Raw genomic sequence first — 16,695 nt, 5'->3', positions numbered from 1 at the left:
GCGCGACGACCGTGCTGTACCTCTCGACGTGCGCGGGTGGTTCCCCGCACGATCGGGCGCCACGGGCCGGTCAGGAGCCCAGGAAGTCCAGCAACAGTTCCGAGACCCGCTCCGGGGCCTCGGCCGGGATCCAGTGTCCGACGCCGTCGACCTGCTCGAACCGGAAGTCGGTGCAGACCTCCGACGAGCGCCGCATCTGCCCCTCTGTCAGCGCCATGTCACCGCCGCTCCACACGCCCAGCACCGGGATCGAGATCGTCGGCACCTGCGGGACCTCGGTCGGCACGAACGTCGCCGGGTCCACATTGGCCCGGTACCAGTTCAGCGACGCGGTCAGCGCGCCCGGCCGGGACAGGTCGGCGATCTGGCGGGCGGGCAGCGGGTGCGCCTCCGGGAACGACGCGTGCGCCCAGGCCCGCAGGAACTGCCAGTCGTCCGCGGGCAGCACCTTCTCGGCCACGCCCGGAAACTGGAACCAGAGCATGTACCAGGACATCGCCTTCTGCCGGAACCCGGCGGTGGCGAACGCGGCCGGGTGCCCGACGGAGAACGCGGCGTAGCGGGTGACCCGGTCCGAGCTCATCGCCAGTGCCCAGCCGAGCGCGGAGCCCCAGTCGTGCCCGGCGAGCGCGAACCGGTCGATGCCCAGCGCGTCGGCGACACCGAGGACGTCACCGCGCAGCGCCGCCATCCGGTAGTGCTCGACCTCCTCCGGCCGGTCCGAGTCACCGAACCCGCGCAGGTCCGGCGCGACGACGCGGTACCCGGCGGCGGCCAACGCGTCCACCTGGTGCGCCCACAGCGTGGCCCGGTCGGGCCAGCCGTGCAGCAGGAGCACCGCCGGGCCCTCGCCCCCGGTGTCGTGTACGGACAGGGTCGTCTCGTCGCGGGTCGTGCCGGGCACGGTGATCCGCTGCGGGGCGGGGAGAGCCATGCCGCCGACCGTATCCCGCCCATGCCTCCCACACCGTGGAACCGCCCGGGCCCGGCCGGCGGCGCGGGTCGAGAATCGCGGGCATGAGCTGCGGCCGCCCATCCCCCGCCGGCGGCCGTCCCGTTCCGGAGGAACCGGCGAGCCGCTCCGGCGCCGCGGACCGGGCCGGGTCGCCGGAGCCCGCGGACCGAGCCGGGGCCGGCCGGCCCCGGCTGGTCGCGGGGATCGGGCTGACCGGCGGCGTCGTCGGCGGGCTGATCGGCGGTGGCAGCGGGGTGCTGTTCGTACCCGCCCTGGACCGGTTCGCCGCGATGTCACGGGCCCGGGTGCACGGCACGTCGACGATCGCCAACATCGGCGTGTGCGCCGCCGGGGCCGCCACCTACGCGGCCGGTGGGGGTGCGCTGGACCTGCAGGTCGGTACCGGGCTGATCATCGGCGGGACCGTCGGCGGGTTCGTCGGGCCGCCGCTGCTGGCCCGGGCGTCCGAGACGGTCCTGCGGGTCCTGCTGATCGTGATCCTGCTGCTCACGGCGGCCAAGCTGTTCGTCGACGCGCTCGGCCTGCCGTTGCTCGCGCAGGCCCTGGTGCCGGCGTACGGGCTCGCGAACCCCTGGTTCCTGCACTCGACGACGGTGCTCGTCGGGCTCGTGATCGGGGCCTGGGCCGGGGCGATGGGACTGGGTGGTGGGCTGCTCGCGGTACCGGCGCTGGTGCTGCTGTACGGGGTCGAGCTGCACGTCGCCGCGGGCACGTCGCTGCTGATGTTCATCCCGAACTCGATCGTCGGGTCGGTCGTGCACCTGCGTCAGGGCACCGCGTCGGCTCGGTGGGGGCGGCTGCTCGCGCTGTCGGCCGCCCCCGGCACGGTCGCCGGGGCGTTCCTCGGGCTGGCCCTCGACGCCGTCGTCCTCGGGTGTGTGTTCGGGACGTTCGCGCTGGCCATGGCCGTCCGCGAGATCGCGCAGCTGGTGCGCGGGCACGGCCGGAGTACGGACGGGTGATCCGCGAGCCGGGCGGCGCAGGGTCAGAACGCGGGCCAGGGGATGGCGGGGCCGTAGCCGTCCGGCCCCGGGAACCGCGGCTCCCCCAGCAGCAGATCGATCCGGGAGCGCAGCGCCGCGACCTCCGCGCGGGTCACGTGCTCGTTCAGCGTGTCGGCGAAGTCCCCGGCCAGCCGCCCGCGCAGCTCCTTGAGCACCGTCGTGAGCTCCTCGCCGAGCTCCTCGCCGGTCCAGCCCCACAGCACGGTCCGCAGCTTCGGCTCGCGGTGCAGGGTCAGGCCGTGGTCGACGCCGTACACGCCGCCGTCGCCGCCGACGAGCACGTGCCCGCCCTTGCGGTCGGCGTTGTTCACGACGACGTCGAACAGCGCCATCGCCCGCAACTGCGGGCGGTCGGCGTGCACCAGCACGATCGGGTCCCCGGCGCCGTCCCGGGCGCGCAGCACCGGCAGCCAGCCGTCCGGGACCTCGCCCGGCTCGCACAGCTCGACCAGCGACTCGGCGGCCAGCTGGATCGTCTCCTCGTCGATCTCGCCGTCCAGCTCCGCCGCCTCGTCCGAGGACGGGTCGGACAGCGCGCTCTCGTCGCCGGAGGACACCCAGGCCTGCACCATTCCCGGCCCGAACGGCCCCTCCGCGCGCAGGACGGTCGGCGGGACGACCCGCAGCCCGGCCTCCTGGGAGATCAGGTACGCCGCGACCTCGCGGCCGGCCAGCGTCCCGTCCGGGAAGTCCCAGAGCGGGCGCTCACCGCGGACCGGTTTGTACACGCAGCGCAGCTCGATGCCGTCCAGGGTCGCGGTGCCGAACAGGGTCGCGTTGGACGCGTCGACCAGCCGCCCGGTGATCTCGATGCGGCCCCGGTCCAAGACCTCCAGCACGGCCGGGTCGCGCAGGTCGGGCGCCGGGCTCACTCCGCCTCGGCCACCGGGTTGCGGTCGTGATAACCGTTCAGCCGGACGCACACGTGACCCTCCGGGTCCAGCGGCTCGGCGCACAGCGGGCACGGGGCGCGCCCGGCGTCGACCACCTTCTCGGCCCGGTCGGCGAACGCCTTCGCCGCGGTCGGCGACAGGAACACCCGCAGCGCGTCCGGGCCCTCCTCGGTGTCGTCGAGGACGACCGACTCGTCGATCTCCTCCTCGGTGACCGCGAGCAGCTCGACGACTATCGAGCTGGAGTCCGCATCCCACCCCAGGCCCATGGTGCCGACCCGGAACTCCTCCTCCAGCGGCACCGTCAGCGGGTCGCTGTCCGAACCGGGCTGCGGCACGCCGGGAAGCTCGTCGGCGGCGAGGTTGTCCTCGCCGAACCGCTTGCCGACCTCACCGAGCAGCGCGGTGATGCGCTCCGCCAGCACCGAGACCTGCTGCTTCTCCAGCAGCACGCTGATCGTGCGGGAACTCTCGATCGCCTGCAGGTAGAAGGCGCGATCGCCGGGCTCGCCGACGGTCCCGGCCACGAAGCGGTCGGGACGGCGGAAGACGTGGATGACGCGTGCCATGACCGTTCCCAGGGTAGGCGAGAGCGGGTCCGGGAGCATCCCCGCGGTCGTGCACACCGGCCCCGAACAGCGTCGTCACCAGTGTCCTTCACCACTGCCGCCCCCGGGACGCGGCGAGCGGGATCACCCTATCTCACGCGTTCGTGGAGCCCCCGACGACGGCGTCCGACGCCGGCACCGCGGGCTCGGCCGAGTCGCCTGCCTGCGACTCCTTCGGCTTCGGGACCAGTCCGGCGACGTCGCCGGACTGCTCGTTCATCCGCGCCACGAACGGCCGCAGCTCGGTGTAGGTGATCACGCTCACCGAGCAGGTGTCGACGACGATCCGCTGGAAGTTGTCCAGGTGGCAGGCCAGCGCGTCGGCCAGCACCGCCTTGATCACGTCCCCGTGACTGCAGGCGAGCAGGACGGCGTCGTCGCCGTGCTCGGCGGCGACCCGCCGGACGTGCCGGCGCACCGCGGCCACCGAACGGGCCTGCATCGCGGCGAGACCCTCGCCGTCCGGGAATACCGCGGCGGACGGGTGCGCCTGCACCACCCGCCACAGGTCCTCCTTGGCCAGCTCGGAGACCGCCCGGTTGGTCCAGGCACCGTAGTCGACCTCGGCCAGCCCGTCGTCGACGACCGGCTCCAGCCCGCGGGCGCTGGCCAGCGGGGCGACCGTCTGCCGGCAGCGGATCAGCGGCGAGGTGACGATCTCCGCGATCGGCAGGTCGGCGAGCCGCGACACGACCTTGTCGGCCTGCTCACGGCCGCGGTCGTCGAGTTCGATCCCCGGCGTGCGACCGGCCAGGACCCCCGCGGTGTTCGCGGTGGAGCGCCCGTGCCGGAGCAGGATCAACGTCGTCACGACCGCCGAGGCTACGGGAGATCACCGATCCGGCTCGGCGCCCCCGCACGCACCGTGGCCCGCCACCGCGGCGCGCCACGGCCGCGTCAGTACGGCTGGACGGCGCCGAGGCCCAACGCGGCCATCAGGGCCGCCCCGAGCGCGATCCGGTAGGCCACGAACACGTAGACGGTGTTGTTCTGCACGAACCGCAGCAGCCAGGCGATCACTGCGTACCCGACGACGAACGCCACGGCCACGGTGACCAGCATCTGAGCCCCGGACGGGCCGTCCCCGGCGAAGACGTCCGGCAGCGTGAACAGCCCGGCGCCGAACACCGAGGGGATGGCCAGCAGGAACGAGTAGCGGACGATCGCGGGCCGGGTGAGGCCCAGCGCGAGCCCGGCGGTGATCGTCCCGCCGGAGCGGGACACCCCGGGGACCAGGGCCATCGCCTGCGCCAGGCCGAGCAGGACGCCGTCCCGCCAGGTGATCTTCTCGATCGGCTTCACCTGTCGCCCGAAGCGCTCGGCGAGTCCGAGCAGGACGCCGAAGCCGATCAGCGTGGTGGCGATCAGCCAGAGGTTGCGGGCCACGGTCTCGATCTGGTCCTTCAGCAGCACCCCGAGCAGGGCGATCGGGATCGAGCCGAGGATCACCAGCCAGGCCAGCCGGTAGTCGTCGGTCTGCCGGACCTCGGCGTCGCGGAACCCGCGTACCCAGGTCATGAACAGCCGCCAGATGTCGCGGGCGAAGTAGACGATCACCGCCGCCTCGGTGCCGAGCTGGGACACCGCGGTGAAGGCGGCCCCCGGGTCACGCTGGAAGAGGACCTCGGAGGCGATCCGCAGGTGCGCCGACGAGGAGACCGGCAGGAACTCGGTGAGCCCTTGGACGAGCCCGAGGACGAGTACCTCGAGCCAGCTCATGAGCGGCCCCGGACGGGCGGCGCCGCCGGGCCGTCGGCCTGATCCATCACGGGCCGTGACCGTACCCGGGTTGACGTGGGTCACAGTGCGCGCCCTCGCCGATGAACGGGGCCCGCGGGCATAGGCTTCGGCACCGTGCAACGCAGACCGGTCGGCGGCAGCGGCCTGGAGGTGTCCCGCATCGGACTGGGCACGATGACCTGGGGAGACGGCACCTCTCCTGAGGATGCCGGGGCCCAGCTGACCGCGTTCGTCGACGCGGGCGGCACGCTCGTCGAGACCGCCGACGACTACGGCGGTGGCGCCGCCCAGCAGGTGCTCGGCGGGCTGCTGCGCGGGGCGGTGCGCCGAGACGACGTCGTCGTCGCCGGGCGGGGTGCCGCGCTCGCCGGACCGCTCGGCGAGCGGGCGTCGCGGGCGGGTTTGCTGGCCTCGCTGGACGCGGTGCTGCGCCGGCTCGGCGTCGAGCACCTGGACCTCTGGCAGTTCCCCGGCTGGGACCCGCGGGTGCCACTGGACGAGACGCTGTCCGCGGTGCAGGTCGCCGTCTACTCCGGCCGGGTGCGCTACGCCGGCCTGGTCGCGCCGCGCGGCTGGCAGCTGGCCACGGTCGCCGGGCGGGCCGCCGCAGGCCCGGACCCGGCCGTCGTCCGGCCGGTGTCGGCGCAGGTCGAGTACTCGCTGCTGGCCCGGGAGGCCGAGGCCGAGCTGCTGCCCGCGGCCGCTCACCACGGCCTCGGCCTGCTGGCCTGGGCACCGCTCGGGCGCGGGGTGCTGACCGGCAAGTACACCGACGGCACCCCGGCCGACTCGCGCGCCGCGAGCGCGGTGCTGGCCTCCTACGTCGAGACCCGGCGGACCGCGCACGCGAACCGGATCGTGCAGTCGGTGCTGACCGCGGCCGACGGCCTCGGCGCCTCGCCGCTGTCGGTGGCGCTGACCTGGGTGCGGGACCGGCCCGGGGTGGCCTCCGCGGTGGTCGGGGCGCGGGACGCGGCGCAGCTGCGGGCGTCGCTGGCCGCGGACGATCTCACCCTGCCCGCCGAGATCCGGACCGCGCTGGACGACGTCAGCGACCCGGTCTGAGCACGCTGATGGTGGCCCGGGATCGGGCGGCCGACCTATGGTGGGTCGGTCCGGCGGTCATCGGGCGTTCATCCGGAGATCACCGCGGTCGAGGCACCACGAACCGGGAGGCACGAGTGGCGGCGAGCGAAGCGGAGGACCCCGGCGCCGGGAATCGGTACGCCGGGACTCGGGACGGCGAGGGCTGGACCGACGACCGGTACGAGTACCGCCCGGTACGGATCGACGGCGACGTCTCCCGGTTGACGGCCTCGATCCGGTTGGCCGTCCAGGCCGAGTTCTCCGGCTGGGAGCTCTCCCGGATGCGGCTGTACCCCGGCGGGGTGCGCAAGGTCGTGCTGCGGCGGCGGATCTCGCGCGAGCACCACGGGCTGCTGCCCGAGCCCACGTTCTGAGGGGCGCCGCCGTCATGGCCCGTGATCGACGATCGGGCGGCCGATGCGGTCATCGCTGACCGGGTCCACCGCCGGATCGTCGATCACGCCCCCGTGCGGGCGTCAGCCGCCGTAGGGCACCGTGAGGATCTCCAGGACGTGGCCGGACGGGTCGTCGAAGTAGACGCCACGGCCGCCGTCGTTCGTGTTGACCTCCCCGGGGCGGGTGTGCCCCGGGTCGGCCCAGTACTCCTGACCGCGGTCGACGATCCGCCCGAACGCGGCGTCGAACTCGGTGTCGGAGACGAGGAACGCGTAGTGCTGCGGGGCGATGTCCGAACCGCCGGAGTCCGTGTAGTCCAGGCTCACCCCGTTACCGGTCTGGAGGACCAGGAACGGCCCGAACGGCTGCGGCTCCGGCAGCGCGAGGATCTCGGCAAGGTACGCGGCCCCGGCCCGCTTGTCGTGGGAGTGGACGATCGTGTGGTTGAGCTCAGCCATGCCGGAAGTCTGCGACCTCGAGTCGAGTTCAGGTCAAGGCCGCGACCCGCCCGTCAGTGGTCGCGCCAGCTGACCTCGGGCGGCCGACCGGCGTCGCGCGGGCCCGGGACACCACGGAACCCGTACGCCGCGGGCGCCCGGCCCGGCTGCACGTACCAGCACTCCCCCGGCTCGGCCCGGTCGAGGATCCCCTCGATCGCAGCGGCGACCTCGTCCGCGGTGAGCAGCGGGAACTCCGCGAACTGCCCCTTCACCCCGGCGATCAGTGGGGTGTCGGCGAAGCCGGGGCAGACCGCGTTGACCCGGATCCCCTCACCGGCCAGCGTCGGAGCGGCCGACCGGACGTACCCGACGACGGCGTGCTTGGTCGCGGTGTAGAGCGCGTCACCGGGCATCGCGACGATCCCGGCCAGCGACGCCGTGGCGATCACGTGCCCGCCCCCGGCGCGGCGCAGCGCAGGCACCGCGGCCGTCAGCCCGAACACCACGTGGTCCAGGTTCACGCCGACGATCCGCCGGTAGCCGTCGACGTCCAGGTCCTCGATCCCGGACTGGCCGGCGGTGACACCGGCGTTGAGCAGGACGACGTCGAGCCGGCCGAACCGTTCCTCGGTCGCGGCGACGGCAGCGGGGAGGGTCGCCGGATCGGTGACGTCGCCGGGAATCGCGAGGCCGCCGTGCCGCTGCGCGACCGTGTCCGCAGCGTCCGCGTCCCGGTCCACCACGGCCACCGACGCACCCGCCGCGACCAGCCGCTCCACCGCCGCGGCCCCGATGCCCGATGCACCGCCGGTGACGAGGGCCGCCCTGCCCGAGAGATCCATCCTGTCACCCTGCCACGGGCCCGGGGCGATGTGTGCAGCAGCGGCCCGTCACGCCGTCCGCCAGGCTCTGCCGGACGGTCCTACCCAGCTCACGCGGTTCGCAGGAACGTGTCCAGCACCCGGGTACCGAAGGTCAGCGCGTCCACCGGCACCCGCTCGTCGATGCCGTGGAACAGCGCCGCGAAGTCCAGCTCCGGAGGCAGCCGCAGCGGCGCGAAGCCGTAGCAGTTCATCCCCAGCCTGGCGAACGACTTCGCGTCGGTCCCGCCGGAGAGCATGTAGGGCACGATCTCGGCGTCCGGGTCCTCGGTGCGCAGCGCGGCCTGCATCGCCTCGGTCAGCGCACCCTCGAACGGCGTCTCCACCGGCGGCAGGTCGCTGACCCACTCCCGCTCGACGTCCGGCCCGAGCAGCTCGTCGACCTCGCGCAGGAACTGCTCCTCGCGGCCCGGCAGCACCCGGCAGTCGACGACCGCCTCGGCCGTCGACGGGATCACGTTCGCCTTGTACCCGGCGTTGAGCATGGTCGGGTTCGCGGTGTCCCGGACGGTCGCACCGACGATCCGCGAGATCGGGCCGAGCTTGCCCAGCGAGCCCTCGAGGTCGTCCTCCGGGTACTCGACGCCGGTCAGCTCGGTCATCCGCTCCAGGAACGCCCGCACCGTATCCGTGATCACCAGCGGGAACGTGTGGTTGCCCAGCCGGGCGACGGCCTCGGCGAGGATCGTGACCGCGTTGTCGTCGTGCAGGAACGAGCCGTGCCCCGGCTTGCCCTTGGCCCGCAGCCGCATCCAGGCGATGCCCTTCTCCGCCGACTCGATCAGGTAGGCGCGCTGGTCCTCGCCGACCGTCAGCGAGAACCCGCCGACCTCACCGACGGCCTCGGTGCACCCCTCGAACAGATCCGGTCGGTGGTCCACCAGCCACTGCGCGCCGAACTTCCCACCGGCCTCCTCGTCGGCCACGAAGGCCCACACGATGTCGCGCGGCGGGACGACGCCGTCACGCTTGAAGCGGCGGGCCACCGCCAGCATCATCGCGTCCATGTCCTTCATGTCGACGGCGCCGCGCCCCCAGACGTAACCGTCCTGGACGGCCCCGGAGAACGGGTGCACCGACCACTCGCTCGCGTCCGCCGGGACGACGTCGAGGTGGCCGTGCATCAGCAGCGCCCCCCGGGACGGGTCGGCCCCCTTCAGCCGGGTGATCACGTTCATGCGCTTCGGCGCACCGGACTCGACGATCTCGACCTCGTACCCGACCTCGGTCAGCTTCGCGGCCACGTAGTCGGCCGCCTCGGCCTCACCGGCCAGGGTCTCCGGGTCCGCGGTATTGGTCGTGTCGATCCGGATCAGCTCGGAACACAGCGCGACGACCTCGGCCTCGGCACTGGCCGCCTCGCTGGTGGGGGTGTCGTTCGCGTCGCCGGTCATGGGCGCCTTCCTACCACCGGGAGCGCCCGCCGACCCGGGCACGACCCGGCCCGGGGCCTCGGCTATGCTTCTTCCCGACGCGATCGAGAGATCGCGGCGTCCGAGTGGCGGAATGGCAGACGCGCTAGCTTGAGGTGCTAGTCCCCGTGCTAGGGGGTGGGGGTTCAAGTCCCCCCTCGGACACAACTACTCCGAACGTGTGACTCTCCCTCGTAGGACATATCCACGGGCGGATTTGTCAGAGGTCGCTGGTTCACTGGTCCCATGCCCATGACCCGGGAGGGCACAGGATGACCGCAGAACTCGTCCATCTGACACGCAAGCAGCTTCTCGACCGTCGGCACCACATCCTCACGCGGATCGACGTCGACGAGCCGACCTCCAGCAGTTGGCTCGGGACCACGCCCTCACACCGGAGCAGCGCGACGCGCTGCTCGAACTGGAGGCCGTCAGGTTCCTCCTTGGAGAGGGTGAGTGACCTTCGACATCGAGACCGAAGTACTGGCGTTCGCCCAGGAACTTCAGGATCTTCTCGACGGGGTGCTGCCTCGCCCCGACTCCGTTCCCGCCGAGGAACGGCGAATCAGGGCCGAGGCGATGGTCGACCAGGCTCGATATCGCCTGCAGGTGGCGGCCCCGGGTGGCCTGATTACCCTTACCAAGGACGGCGACCCTGTCGCCTCGCTACGGGTCTCCATCCAGTGCACGCGAGATACCGACCGGACCTACTTGGCGGTGCATCGCTCGGACTTCGAGCTCCGCGGGTGGGCGGACAAGACCCCGATCGCGCGGTTGGACTTCCTACGTGACGCCCATACCGTCCCGGCGTGCCACTGGAACATTCATGCGGAACGAGGTGCCGCCTCGCGACTACTGACCCTGGGTAACCCGAGCCATTCGGGCGCGTTCTCGGAGCTCCACTTTCCGGTAGGCGGTGCGCGCATGCGTCCTTGCCTGGAGGACGTGCTGGCCTTCGTCCTGCACGAGTTCGGTGTCGACAGGTGCGCCGGGTCGGACCCGCTTCTCCACGCGGGCCGTGAGCGGTGGCGACGCCGCCAGATCGCGACGCTCGTCCGAGACGCCCCGGGCGAGGCCGTGCGGGTCCTCCGCGACCTCGGCTACGGCGTCACTGATCCGGTCACGGGGCCGGCGGCCACCAAGACCGGCAAGCTGAACGCGTGGTGACGACGCGGACGCACGAGCCCGTCGGCCGGATCCAGACGGTTCTCGTCGGCATCAGTATCCCGGAGCGACGTGCCCGCGCTCGACGCCGTTCGTTCTTACCATTCGGGCTGATCGCCGTGGAGAGCGCGGTTGGCTCCTGGACAGCGTCGAACAGCTCGGATCTCATGCCGCATACCGCGGCGCCATCGCTTCCATCTGTTCGATGACCATTCGGATCGCGCCGGGCTGCTTGTCCGGCGGGTACTTGTACTTCACCAGCAACCGCTTGACCTGCGAGCGCAGCTTGGCGCGTACGTCGTCGCGGACGGTCCAGTCGGTCTTGACGTCGCGACGCATGACGGTGACGAGCTCACGGGCGATCTGGGCGAGCACGTCGGGGCCCTGCACGTCGATAGCGGACTCGTTGGTGCTCACCGCGTCGTAGAACGCCAACTCGTCGTCGGAGAGCGGCGGGTCGAACGACGTGCCGCGGTCGTCCTCGGCCGCCACCTCCTTCGCGAGCTCCACCAGTCTGGCGATGACTTCGGCGGACGTGAGCTGCTCGTTCGTGTAGCGGCGCATCAACTCGCTGATGCGCTCGGAGAACGCCCGCTGGCGCACCAGGTTGTTGCGCGCGACCTTCGCTGACTCCGAGGTAAGCAGGTTGCGCAACGCCTCGATCGCCAGGTGCGCCTGGTCAGCCTCCTGCGCCTTCGTCAGGAAGTCCGGCCCGAGGTTGGACAGCGTCGGCGTCGGCAGGCCGGCCGCGGCGTAGATGTCGACGATGTCCCCGGTGGCTGTCGAAGACGCGACGAGCCCGGAGAGCAACCGCTGGATCTCCTCCGGAACCGGCTCGCCGGAGGCCTGCCGCTCCTGGGCGTCCAGCTTCGCCATCCAGACCCGGACCTCGCCGTAGAACAGCACCTCGTCGCGCAGGTCGGCAAGCACGTCGTCGCCCGCGAGCGCCCATCCTCGTGCCAACTGGCCGGTCAACCGGCGGAAGCGCCCGGCTAGCGTCTCCTCGCCCTCGTCGACCTGGTTCCCGGGAGTCAGCGGTGAGCGCAGGTGGTTGGTCAGGCCCGCCGTCGCCTTGACGAGGCTCGCATCGCTGCGGTCCCACACGGCCCGCCAGGGGTAGCCCGCACACAGCGAGTCGATCTGACCGACCAGCTCCCGGACCAGCGCAACGGCCTCCTCGACGTCACGCCCGACGGGCCTGCGTTGCTGGTCGGTGGCCGTGTACTGGGCGAGGGCGCTGGTGAGGTTCTCGATCAGGGGGGCGTATCCGACGAGCAACCCGTCCTGCTTGCCGCGGAAGGTGCGGTTGACCCGCGCGAGGGTCTGCATGAGCAGCGCCCCCTTCAGCGGCCGGTCCAGGTAGAGCGTGTGCAGCGGTGGGGCGTCGAAACCGGTCAGCAGCATGTCCTTGACGATGACGATCTGCAGCGGGTCCTCGGCGTCCTTGAGCCGGTTCTTGATGGCCTTGTTCTGACCCTCGCGGCGGACGTGGTCCCTGACCGGTGGCTGGTCGGAGGCGGTGCCGGAATACACGACCTTGACCACGCCGCGGTCGACGGCGTCGTCGTGCCAGTCCGGACGCAGCGTGACGATCTCGTCGTAGAGCCGCGCGCAGATCTCGCGAGTACCGCACACGACGAGTGCTTTGCCCGGCGACGACCCGTCCTCCGAGGAGAGGTACGGACGCATCGCCTGCGAGCGATGGTCCCAGTGGTCAACGAGGTCGCGTGCCAGCGCCTTGAGACGCTCCGGGGCACCGTAGACGGCGTTGATGACGGCGACGGACTTCTCGATCCGGTCGCGCTCGACGTCGTCGAGGCCGGTGGTCGCCTCGTCGGCAGCCCGGTCGAGTTCCTCTTCTGTGAGCGCGCGCTGCACGCCGATGAGGCGAGGGGCAAACCGCACGGGAACGGTCGCGCCGTCGTCGACGGCGCGGGTGAGGTCGTAGGTATCGATGACGTCGCCGAACACCTCGACGGTGTCGCGTCCGGCCATCGAGATCGGCGTGCCGGTGAAGGCGATGAACGTCGCGTGCGGCAGGGCCTGGCGGATGTGGCGGGCCAACCCGTAGCGCTTCTCGTAGTGGCTGCGGTGCGCCTCGTCGACGACGACGACGATATTCGTGCGATCTGAAAGCTTCGGATGGTCACGACCCGCCCTACGTTCGGCCTCGGTGAGGCCGAACTTCTGCAGAGTCGTGAAGAAGATGCCACCCGTGTTCTTCTCCCCCAGCTTGGTGCGCAGCTCCTCCCGGGTGCTCACCTGCACCGGGCTCTCGCTCAGCAGCTCGGAACGCTGGAACGTGTCGAAGAGCTGGGTGTCGAGTTCGGTACGGTCAGTGACCACGACGAGCGTCGGGTTCTTCAAGGCGGGGTGGTGCGCGACGAGGTGGGCGTAGAGCTCCATCTCCATCGACTTGCCCGAGCCCTGGGTGTGCCAGACGACGCCGGCCTTGCCGTTGCTGCGTACGGCATCGACGGTCGTGCCGACCGCCCCGGTGACCGCGAAGTACTGGTGCGGTTTCGCGACCCGTTTCTGATAGCCCCCGGCACCGGCGTCGAACGCGACGAAGTTGCGCAGCAGCTGCAGGAACCGCTCCGGGTTGCCGATCCCGTCGACGAGGTACTCGAGCTCGACGCCGAGGCTCTGGTCGTCGGCATCTGTTGCCGTGTCGAGCGGCTCCCCGTCCTCGTTGACATTCCACGGCGAGTAGTGATTGAGCGGGGTGAACGGTGTGCCGTACCGGGCCGTGAGACCGTCGCTGATGACGGAGAGTACACAGAAGCGGAACGCGGTGGGGAACTCGTCGAGGTAGGTCACTAGCTGGCCGTGCGCCGTGCTGAGTGTGGCGTTCGCGTCGCCGGCGTTCTTCAGCTCGACAACGATCACCGGCATGCCGTTGAGATAGAGCACGACGTCGAAGCGCCGCTCGTGGTCCGTCGACCGGACCGTGACCTGGTTGACGGCGAGGAACTCGTTGTCCTCCTCGCGGTGGCTGACCAGACGGATCGTCGGGCTCTGCTCGATGCCCTCCGCGTCGACATAGCTGATCGCGTTGTACCCGTCGACGAGCACTCGATGGATGCGTCGGTTCTCGGTAATAGCGTCCCGCGAGGTCGGCGAGAGGATCTCGGCGAGCGCCTGCTCAAGGTACCCGACCGGCACGTCGGGGTTGAGCTCACGCATCGCCTCCAGCATCCGTGCGGGCAACGCGATGTCGGTCCAGGACTCCCGGCCGCGGTCGGTTCCGGGCGCGATGTCAGTGCCGTGCAGCGGCCGCCACCCCTGCCCGGCGAACTGCTCGAGCGCGATCTGCTCCCACTGTGCCTCGCTGAGCATTTACACCACCTCCTCCACGACCTTCTCGGCGTCCTTGACCCGCACCTTCCCCGACATCAACAACGGCAACAGCTCGTCTCGCGTGGCGGCAAGAACATCCGATTCATGGCGAGCAACGCTTGCGCGAAGGAACCGTCGACGGACCTTCGCAGCCAGGTCCGCAGCCACCTCGGCCGGAGGAACCAGTGCATGCTGGGCGTACGCCTCGTCACGATTGAGTCCCGGCACGGCCGAGTCATTGTTGAGACTAGACAGCGGTAACGTCCGCAGAATATAGTAGAGGACTTCGGCCGGGATCGCCCCTACCGATTCAACGTAGTAGGTAGTGTCAATCGGGTAATGCGGACCGTCCGCCCAATAGACGGTTCCGACGCTCCCCTTTCTTCCCACCACTACGCCAGGTGCAGCTACAAGAGCTTCGTCGTGCCATCCGGTGATGCCGCTACTGCCGTAAACAGCGACCTTACCGCTACGTCGCCTCGAAACAGGGAGAGCCTTTCCGTAATGCAAGCGCAAGACATCCCGAAGCTGAACAGCATTCTCCTGACCGAGCAGGGCTCTTCGAACCTCGGTCGCACATGTCTCGTCCAGCAGATCCACGAGTCGGTAGTTGACGGCGATCTTGTCGTCGAGTGCTTCCAACACCCCAGCGATCGACCGTTGTAGCGCCAACCTCGGGAGGTCGATTACGACGCGGGCCTGATCTCGAAGACTGAAGTATGGAGCCATGTCCGTGCCAAAGGCAAGATTCTTGAGTTGGCGCATAAAGGCCGAGCTCCTCGACCAATAGTAGAGGTACCGCGGATGGATCACCTCGCGATTGAGTGACCGCCAGAAGGAGAGATGTGGCGAATAGATGAACGCTGGCGCTCCTGTAGGTACGAAGCCAACCCTTCCAATACTGTTACCCTTCGTAGTGATCACAACATCTTCGGCCTGTCCAATCTTACCAAGCAGACGCGTGGTCGACTCGACTCCGAATTCTTCCAGACCTTCCCACGAGAATCCTTCATCAGACAACGACCCCGCCCGCAGGAAAAGCGGCCCACCACCCGTGAGCTCTTCAAGTCTTGCCCGATGACCGTCGCCGATCTTCAGAGCTCCATCCGAAACCAAATCAGCGAACGAGATTGGTGAGCCGCTCATGCTGACACTCGCTCCATTTGCTCGCGCACGACGGTGTCAAGCCGCGCGGACTCGTCGAGAGCCTCGAAGAGTTCCTTCTTCAGTCGCTCGATCTTCGCGTCGATCGGCTCGCCGTCGTCGGCGACCTCGGCGGCGCCGACGTAGCGGCCAGGCGTCAGGGCGTAGTCCGCGGCCTTGATCTCGGCGACCGGGACCGACTTGCAGAAGCCCGGGACGTCCTCGTACACCTCGGCCGAGGACTCCCCCCGCCAGGCGCGGAAGGTATCGCCGATGCGGACGATGTCCTCCTGCGACAGGGCACGTTCGGCGCGGTCGATCATGTGCCCCATCTCGCGGGCGTCGATGAACAGAACTTCGCCCGAGCGGTCGGTCGCGCCCCACTTGGCACCGCTCTTGCCGCGCGTGAAGAACCACAGACAGACCGGGATGCCGGTGCTACGGAACAGCTGGGTCGGGAGGGCGACCATGCAGGAGACGAGGTCGGCGGTGACGATCCGGGCCCGGATGTCGCCCTCGCCGTTGGACTGCGACGACATCGAGCCGTTCGCCATGACGACGCCGGCCTTCCCGCCGGGGGCCAGCTTGTACAAGATGTGCTGGATCCATGCGTAGTTGGCGTTCTTTGCCGGTGGAACGCCGAAGCGCCAGCGGTCGTCCTCGGTGTCCCGCGTCCAGTCCTTGATGTTGAACGGTGGGTTGGCCATCACGAAGTCCATGGCGGTACCCGGGTGCTGGTCGCGGGCGAACGTGTCTCCGGCGACCGTGCCCAGTCCGCTGTGGTCGATACCGTGGATGGCGAGGTTCATCTTGGCCATCCGCCAGGTCTCGGCGATGGCCTCCTGCCCGTAGACGTGGATGTTGGTCGGGTCGCCGTCGTGTCGGCGGATGAACCGCTCGGTCTGCACGAACATCCCGCCCGAGCCGCAGCACGGGTCGTACACACGGCCCGACGTCGGCTCCAGCACCTCGACCAGCGTCTTCACCACCGACGGCGGGGTAAAGTACTCGCCGCCACGCCGACCCTCGGCGCGGGCGAAGTTGCCGAGGAAGTACTCGTAGACCTCGCCCATGAGGTCACGCGCGCGGTGCTCGCCCTGACGGCTGAACCTGGCGCTGTTGAACAGATCGATCAGCTCACCGAGGCGGCGCTGATCGATCGCGTCCCTGTTGTAGCGGACGACGAGCGTGCCCTTCAGGCTCTCGTTCGCCTTGGTGACCGCGTCCATCGCCGCGTCGACGAGCTCGCCAATCGACTTGGCCGACTCGCGGCCCTCGGCTGGCTTGCCTTTCGCGTTCTCGGCCAGGAAGCTCCACCGCGCCTCTGGCGGTACCACGAACACGCCGTATCCCTGGTACTCCTCCGGGTCGTCGATCAGGTCGGCGATCTGCTCGTCGTCGAGGCCGTCGGCGGTGAGGTCGGCGCGGATCGTCCCGCGACGCTCCTCGTAGGCGTCGGAGACGTACTTGAGGAACACCAGCCCGAGGATCACGTCCTTGTACTGGTGCGCCGACAGCGAGCCGCGCAACTTGTCGGCCGCCTTCCACAGCGTGTCCTCCAGCTCCTTCATGGTGGACGGCGCCGTGGAGGCCTTCTTCGTGCGTGTGGGCAC

The 16,695-nt window shown here is 70.2% G+C and carries 15 protein-coding genes and 1 tRNA gene; 5 read left to right on the top strand and 11 right to left on the bottom strand.

Annotated features, from left to right (window positions below; genetic code table 11):
* Positions 1-70: 70 nt before the first annotated feature.
* On the bottom strand, positions 71-934 hold the full coding sequence (locus ACLFMI_RS11000; protein ID WP_410947681.1) for an alpha/beta fold hydrolase: 864 nt from the start codon (positions 932-934) through the stop codon (positions 71-73).
* 83 nt (positions 935-1,017) lie between these two features.
* Between ACLFMI_RS11000 and ACLFMI_RS10995 the strand changes: the two genes are divergently transcribed.
* Positions 1,018-1,938, top strand: coding sequence for a TSUP family transporter (locus tag ACLFMI_RS10995; RefSeq protein ID WP_410947680.1), 921 nt, complete (start codon positions 1,018-1,020; stop codon positions 1,936-1,938).
* Between the two features lie 23 nt (positions 1,939-1,961).
* Here the strand turns inward: ACLFMI_RS10995 and ACLFMI_RS10990 are convergent, their stop codons facing one another.
* The 4 genes from ACLFMI_RS10990 to ACLFMI_RS10975 form a co-directional block, all read right to left on the bottom strand.
* Positions 1,962-2,852, bottom strand: a complete 891-nt coding sequence (locus ACLFMI_RS10990) for an SCO1664 family protein (RefSeq protein WP_410947679.1) — start codon at positions 2,850-2,852, stop codon at positions 1,962-1,964.
* The gene (locus tag ACLFMI_RS10985) at positions 2,849-3,442 is read right to left on the bottom strand and encodes a DUF3090 domain-containing protein (protein ID WP_410947678.1); all 594 of its coding nucleotides are present in this window, start codon (positions 3,440-3,442) and stop codon (positions 2,849-2,851) included. The genes ACLFMI_RS10990 and ACLFMI_RS10985 overlap by 4 nt, the downstream gene beginning before the upstream one ends.
* Positions 3,443-3,575: 133 nt before the next feature.
* Entirely contained in the window at positions 3,576-4,292 is a 717-nt protein-coding gene (locus tag ACLFMI_RS10980) for a histidine phosphatase family protein (RefSeq protein ID WP_410947677.1), read from the bottom strand.
* Between the two features lie 86 nt (positions 4,293-4,378).
* Positions 4,379-5,200, bottom strand: a complete 822-nt coding sequence (locus ACLFMI_RS10975) for an undecaprenyl-diphosphate phosphatase (protein ID WP_410947676.1) — start codon at positions 5,198-5,200, stop codon at positions 4,379-4,381.
* A gap of 135 nt (positions 5,201-5,335) precedes the next feature.
* On the opposite strand from ACLFMI_RS10975, the gene ACLFMI_RS10970 reads away from it, so the two are divergent.
* Both ACLFMI_RS10970 and ACLFMI_RS10965 read left to right on the top strand, forming a co-directional pair.
* Complete coding sequence (locus ACLFMI_RS10970) at positions 5,336-6,286, top strand: aldo/keto reductase (RefSeq protein ID WP_410947675.1); 951 nt, start codon at positions 5,336-5,338, stop codon at positions 6,284-6,286.
* Positions 6,287-6,402: 116 nt separating this feature from the next.
* Complete coding sequence (locus ACLFMI_RS10965; protein ID WP_410947674.1) at positions 6,403-6,681, top strand: DUF5703 family protein; 279 nt, start codon at positions 6,403-6,405, stop codon at positions 6,679-6,681.
* A 102-nt stretch (positions 6,682-6,783) separates the two neighbouring features.
* Here the strand turns inward: ACLFMI_RS10965 and ACLFMI_RS10960 are convergent, their stop codons facing one another.
* From ACLFMI_RS10960 to ACLFMI_RS10950, 3 genes are all read right to left on the bottom strand, one after another.
* Positions 6,784-7,161 carry a VOC family protein gene (locus tag ACLFMI_RS10960; protein ID WP_410947673.1) on the bottom strand — a complete coding sequence of 126 codons (378 nt, stop codon included), beginning with the start codon at positions 7,159-7,161 and terminating at the stop codon, positions 6,784-6,786.
* A gap of 53 nt (positions 7,162-7,214) precedes the next feature.
* Positions 7,215-7,985: an SDR family oxidoreductase gene (locus ACLFMI_RS10955; protein WP_410947672.1), complete on the bottom strand. Its 771-nt coding sequence runs from the start codon at positions 7,983-7,985 to the stop codon at positions 7,215-7,217.
* An 89-nt stretch (positions 7,986-8,074) separates the two neighbouring features.
* The gene (locus ACLFMI_RS10950) at positions 8,075-9,418 is read right to left on the bottom strand and encodes a M20/M25/M40 family metallo-hydrolase (protein ID WP_410947671.1); all 1,344 of its coding nucleotides are present in this window, start codon (positions 9,416-9,418) and stop codon (positions 8,075-8,077) included.
* A 98-nt stretch (positions 9,419-9,516) separates the two neighbouring features.
* Between ACLFMI_RS10950 and ACLFMI_RS10945 the strand changes: the two genes are divergently transcribed.
* Both ACLFMI_RS10945 and ACLFMI_RS10940 read left to right on the top strand, forming a co-directional pair.
* Positions 9,517-9,601: transfer RNA gene (locus ACLFMI_RS10945), tRNA-Leu, on the top strand.
* A gap of 291 nt (positions 9,602-9,892) precedes the next feature.
* Positions 9,893-10,603, top strand: a complete 711-nt coding sequence (locus ACLFMI_RS10940; RefSeq protein WP_410947670.1) for a hypothetical protein — start codon at positions 9,893-9,895, stop codon at positions 10,601-10,603.
* Positions 10,604-10,765: 162 nt separating this feature from the next.
* On the opposite strand, the gene ACLFMI_RS10935 is transcribed toward ACLFMI_RS10940, so the two are convergent.
* From ACLFMI_RS10935 to ACLFMI_RS10925, 3 genes are read right to left on the bottom strand one after another with little or no spacing between them, the layout of a single operon-like run.
* The gene (locus ACLFMI_RS10935; protein WP_410947669.1) at positions 10,766-13,939 is read right to left on the bottom strand and encodes a type I restriction endonuclease subunit R; all 3,174 of its coding nucleotides are present in this window, start codon (positions 13,937-13,939) and stop codon (positions 10,766-10,768) included.
* On the bottom strand, positions 13,940-15,085 hold the full coding sequence (locus ACLFMI_RS10930; RefSeq protein ID WP_410947668.1) for a restriction endonuclease subunit S: 1,146 nt from the start codon (positions 15,083-15,085) through the stop codon (positions 13,940-13,942).
* Positions 15,082-16,695, bottom strand: coding sequence for a class I SAM-dependent DNA methyltransferase (locus ACLFMI_RS10925; protein WP_410947667.1), 1,614 nt, complete (start codon positions 16,693-16,695; stop codon positions 15,082-15,084). Before ACLFMI_RS10925 ends, ACLFMI_RS10930 begins: the two co-directional genes overlap by 4 nt.

This window comes from Pseudonocardia nantongensis (genome assembly GCF_046546495.1).
Classification (GTDB): Bacteria; Actinomycetota; Actinomycetes; order Mycobacteriales; family Pseudonocardiaceae; genus Pseudonocardia; species Pseudonocardia nantongensis.
This window is presented reverse-complemented; position numbering and strand designations above follow the sequence as displayed.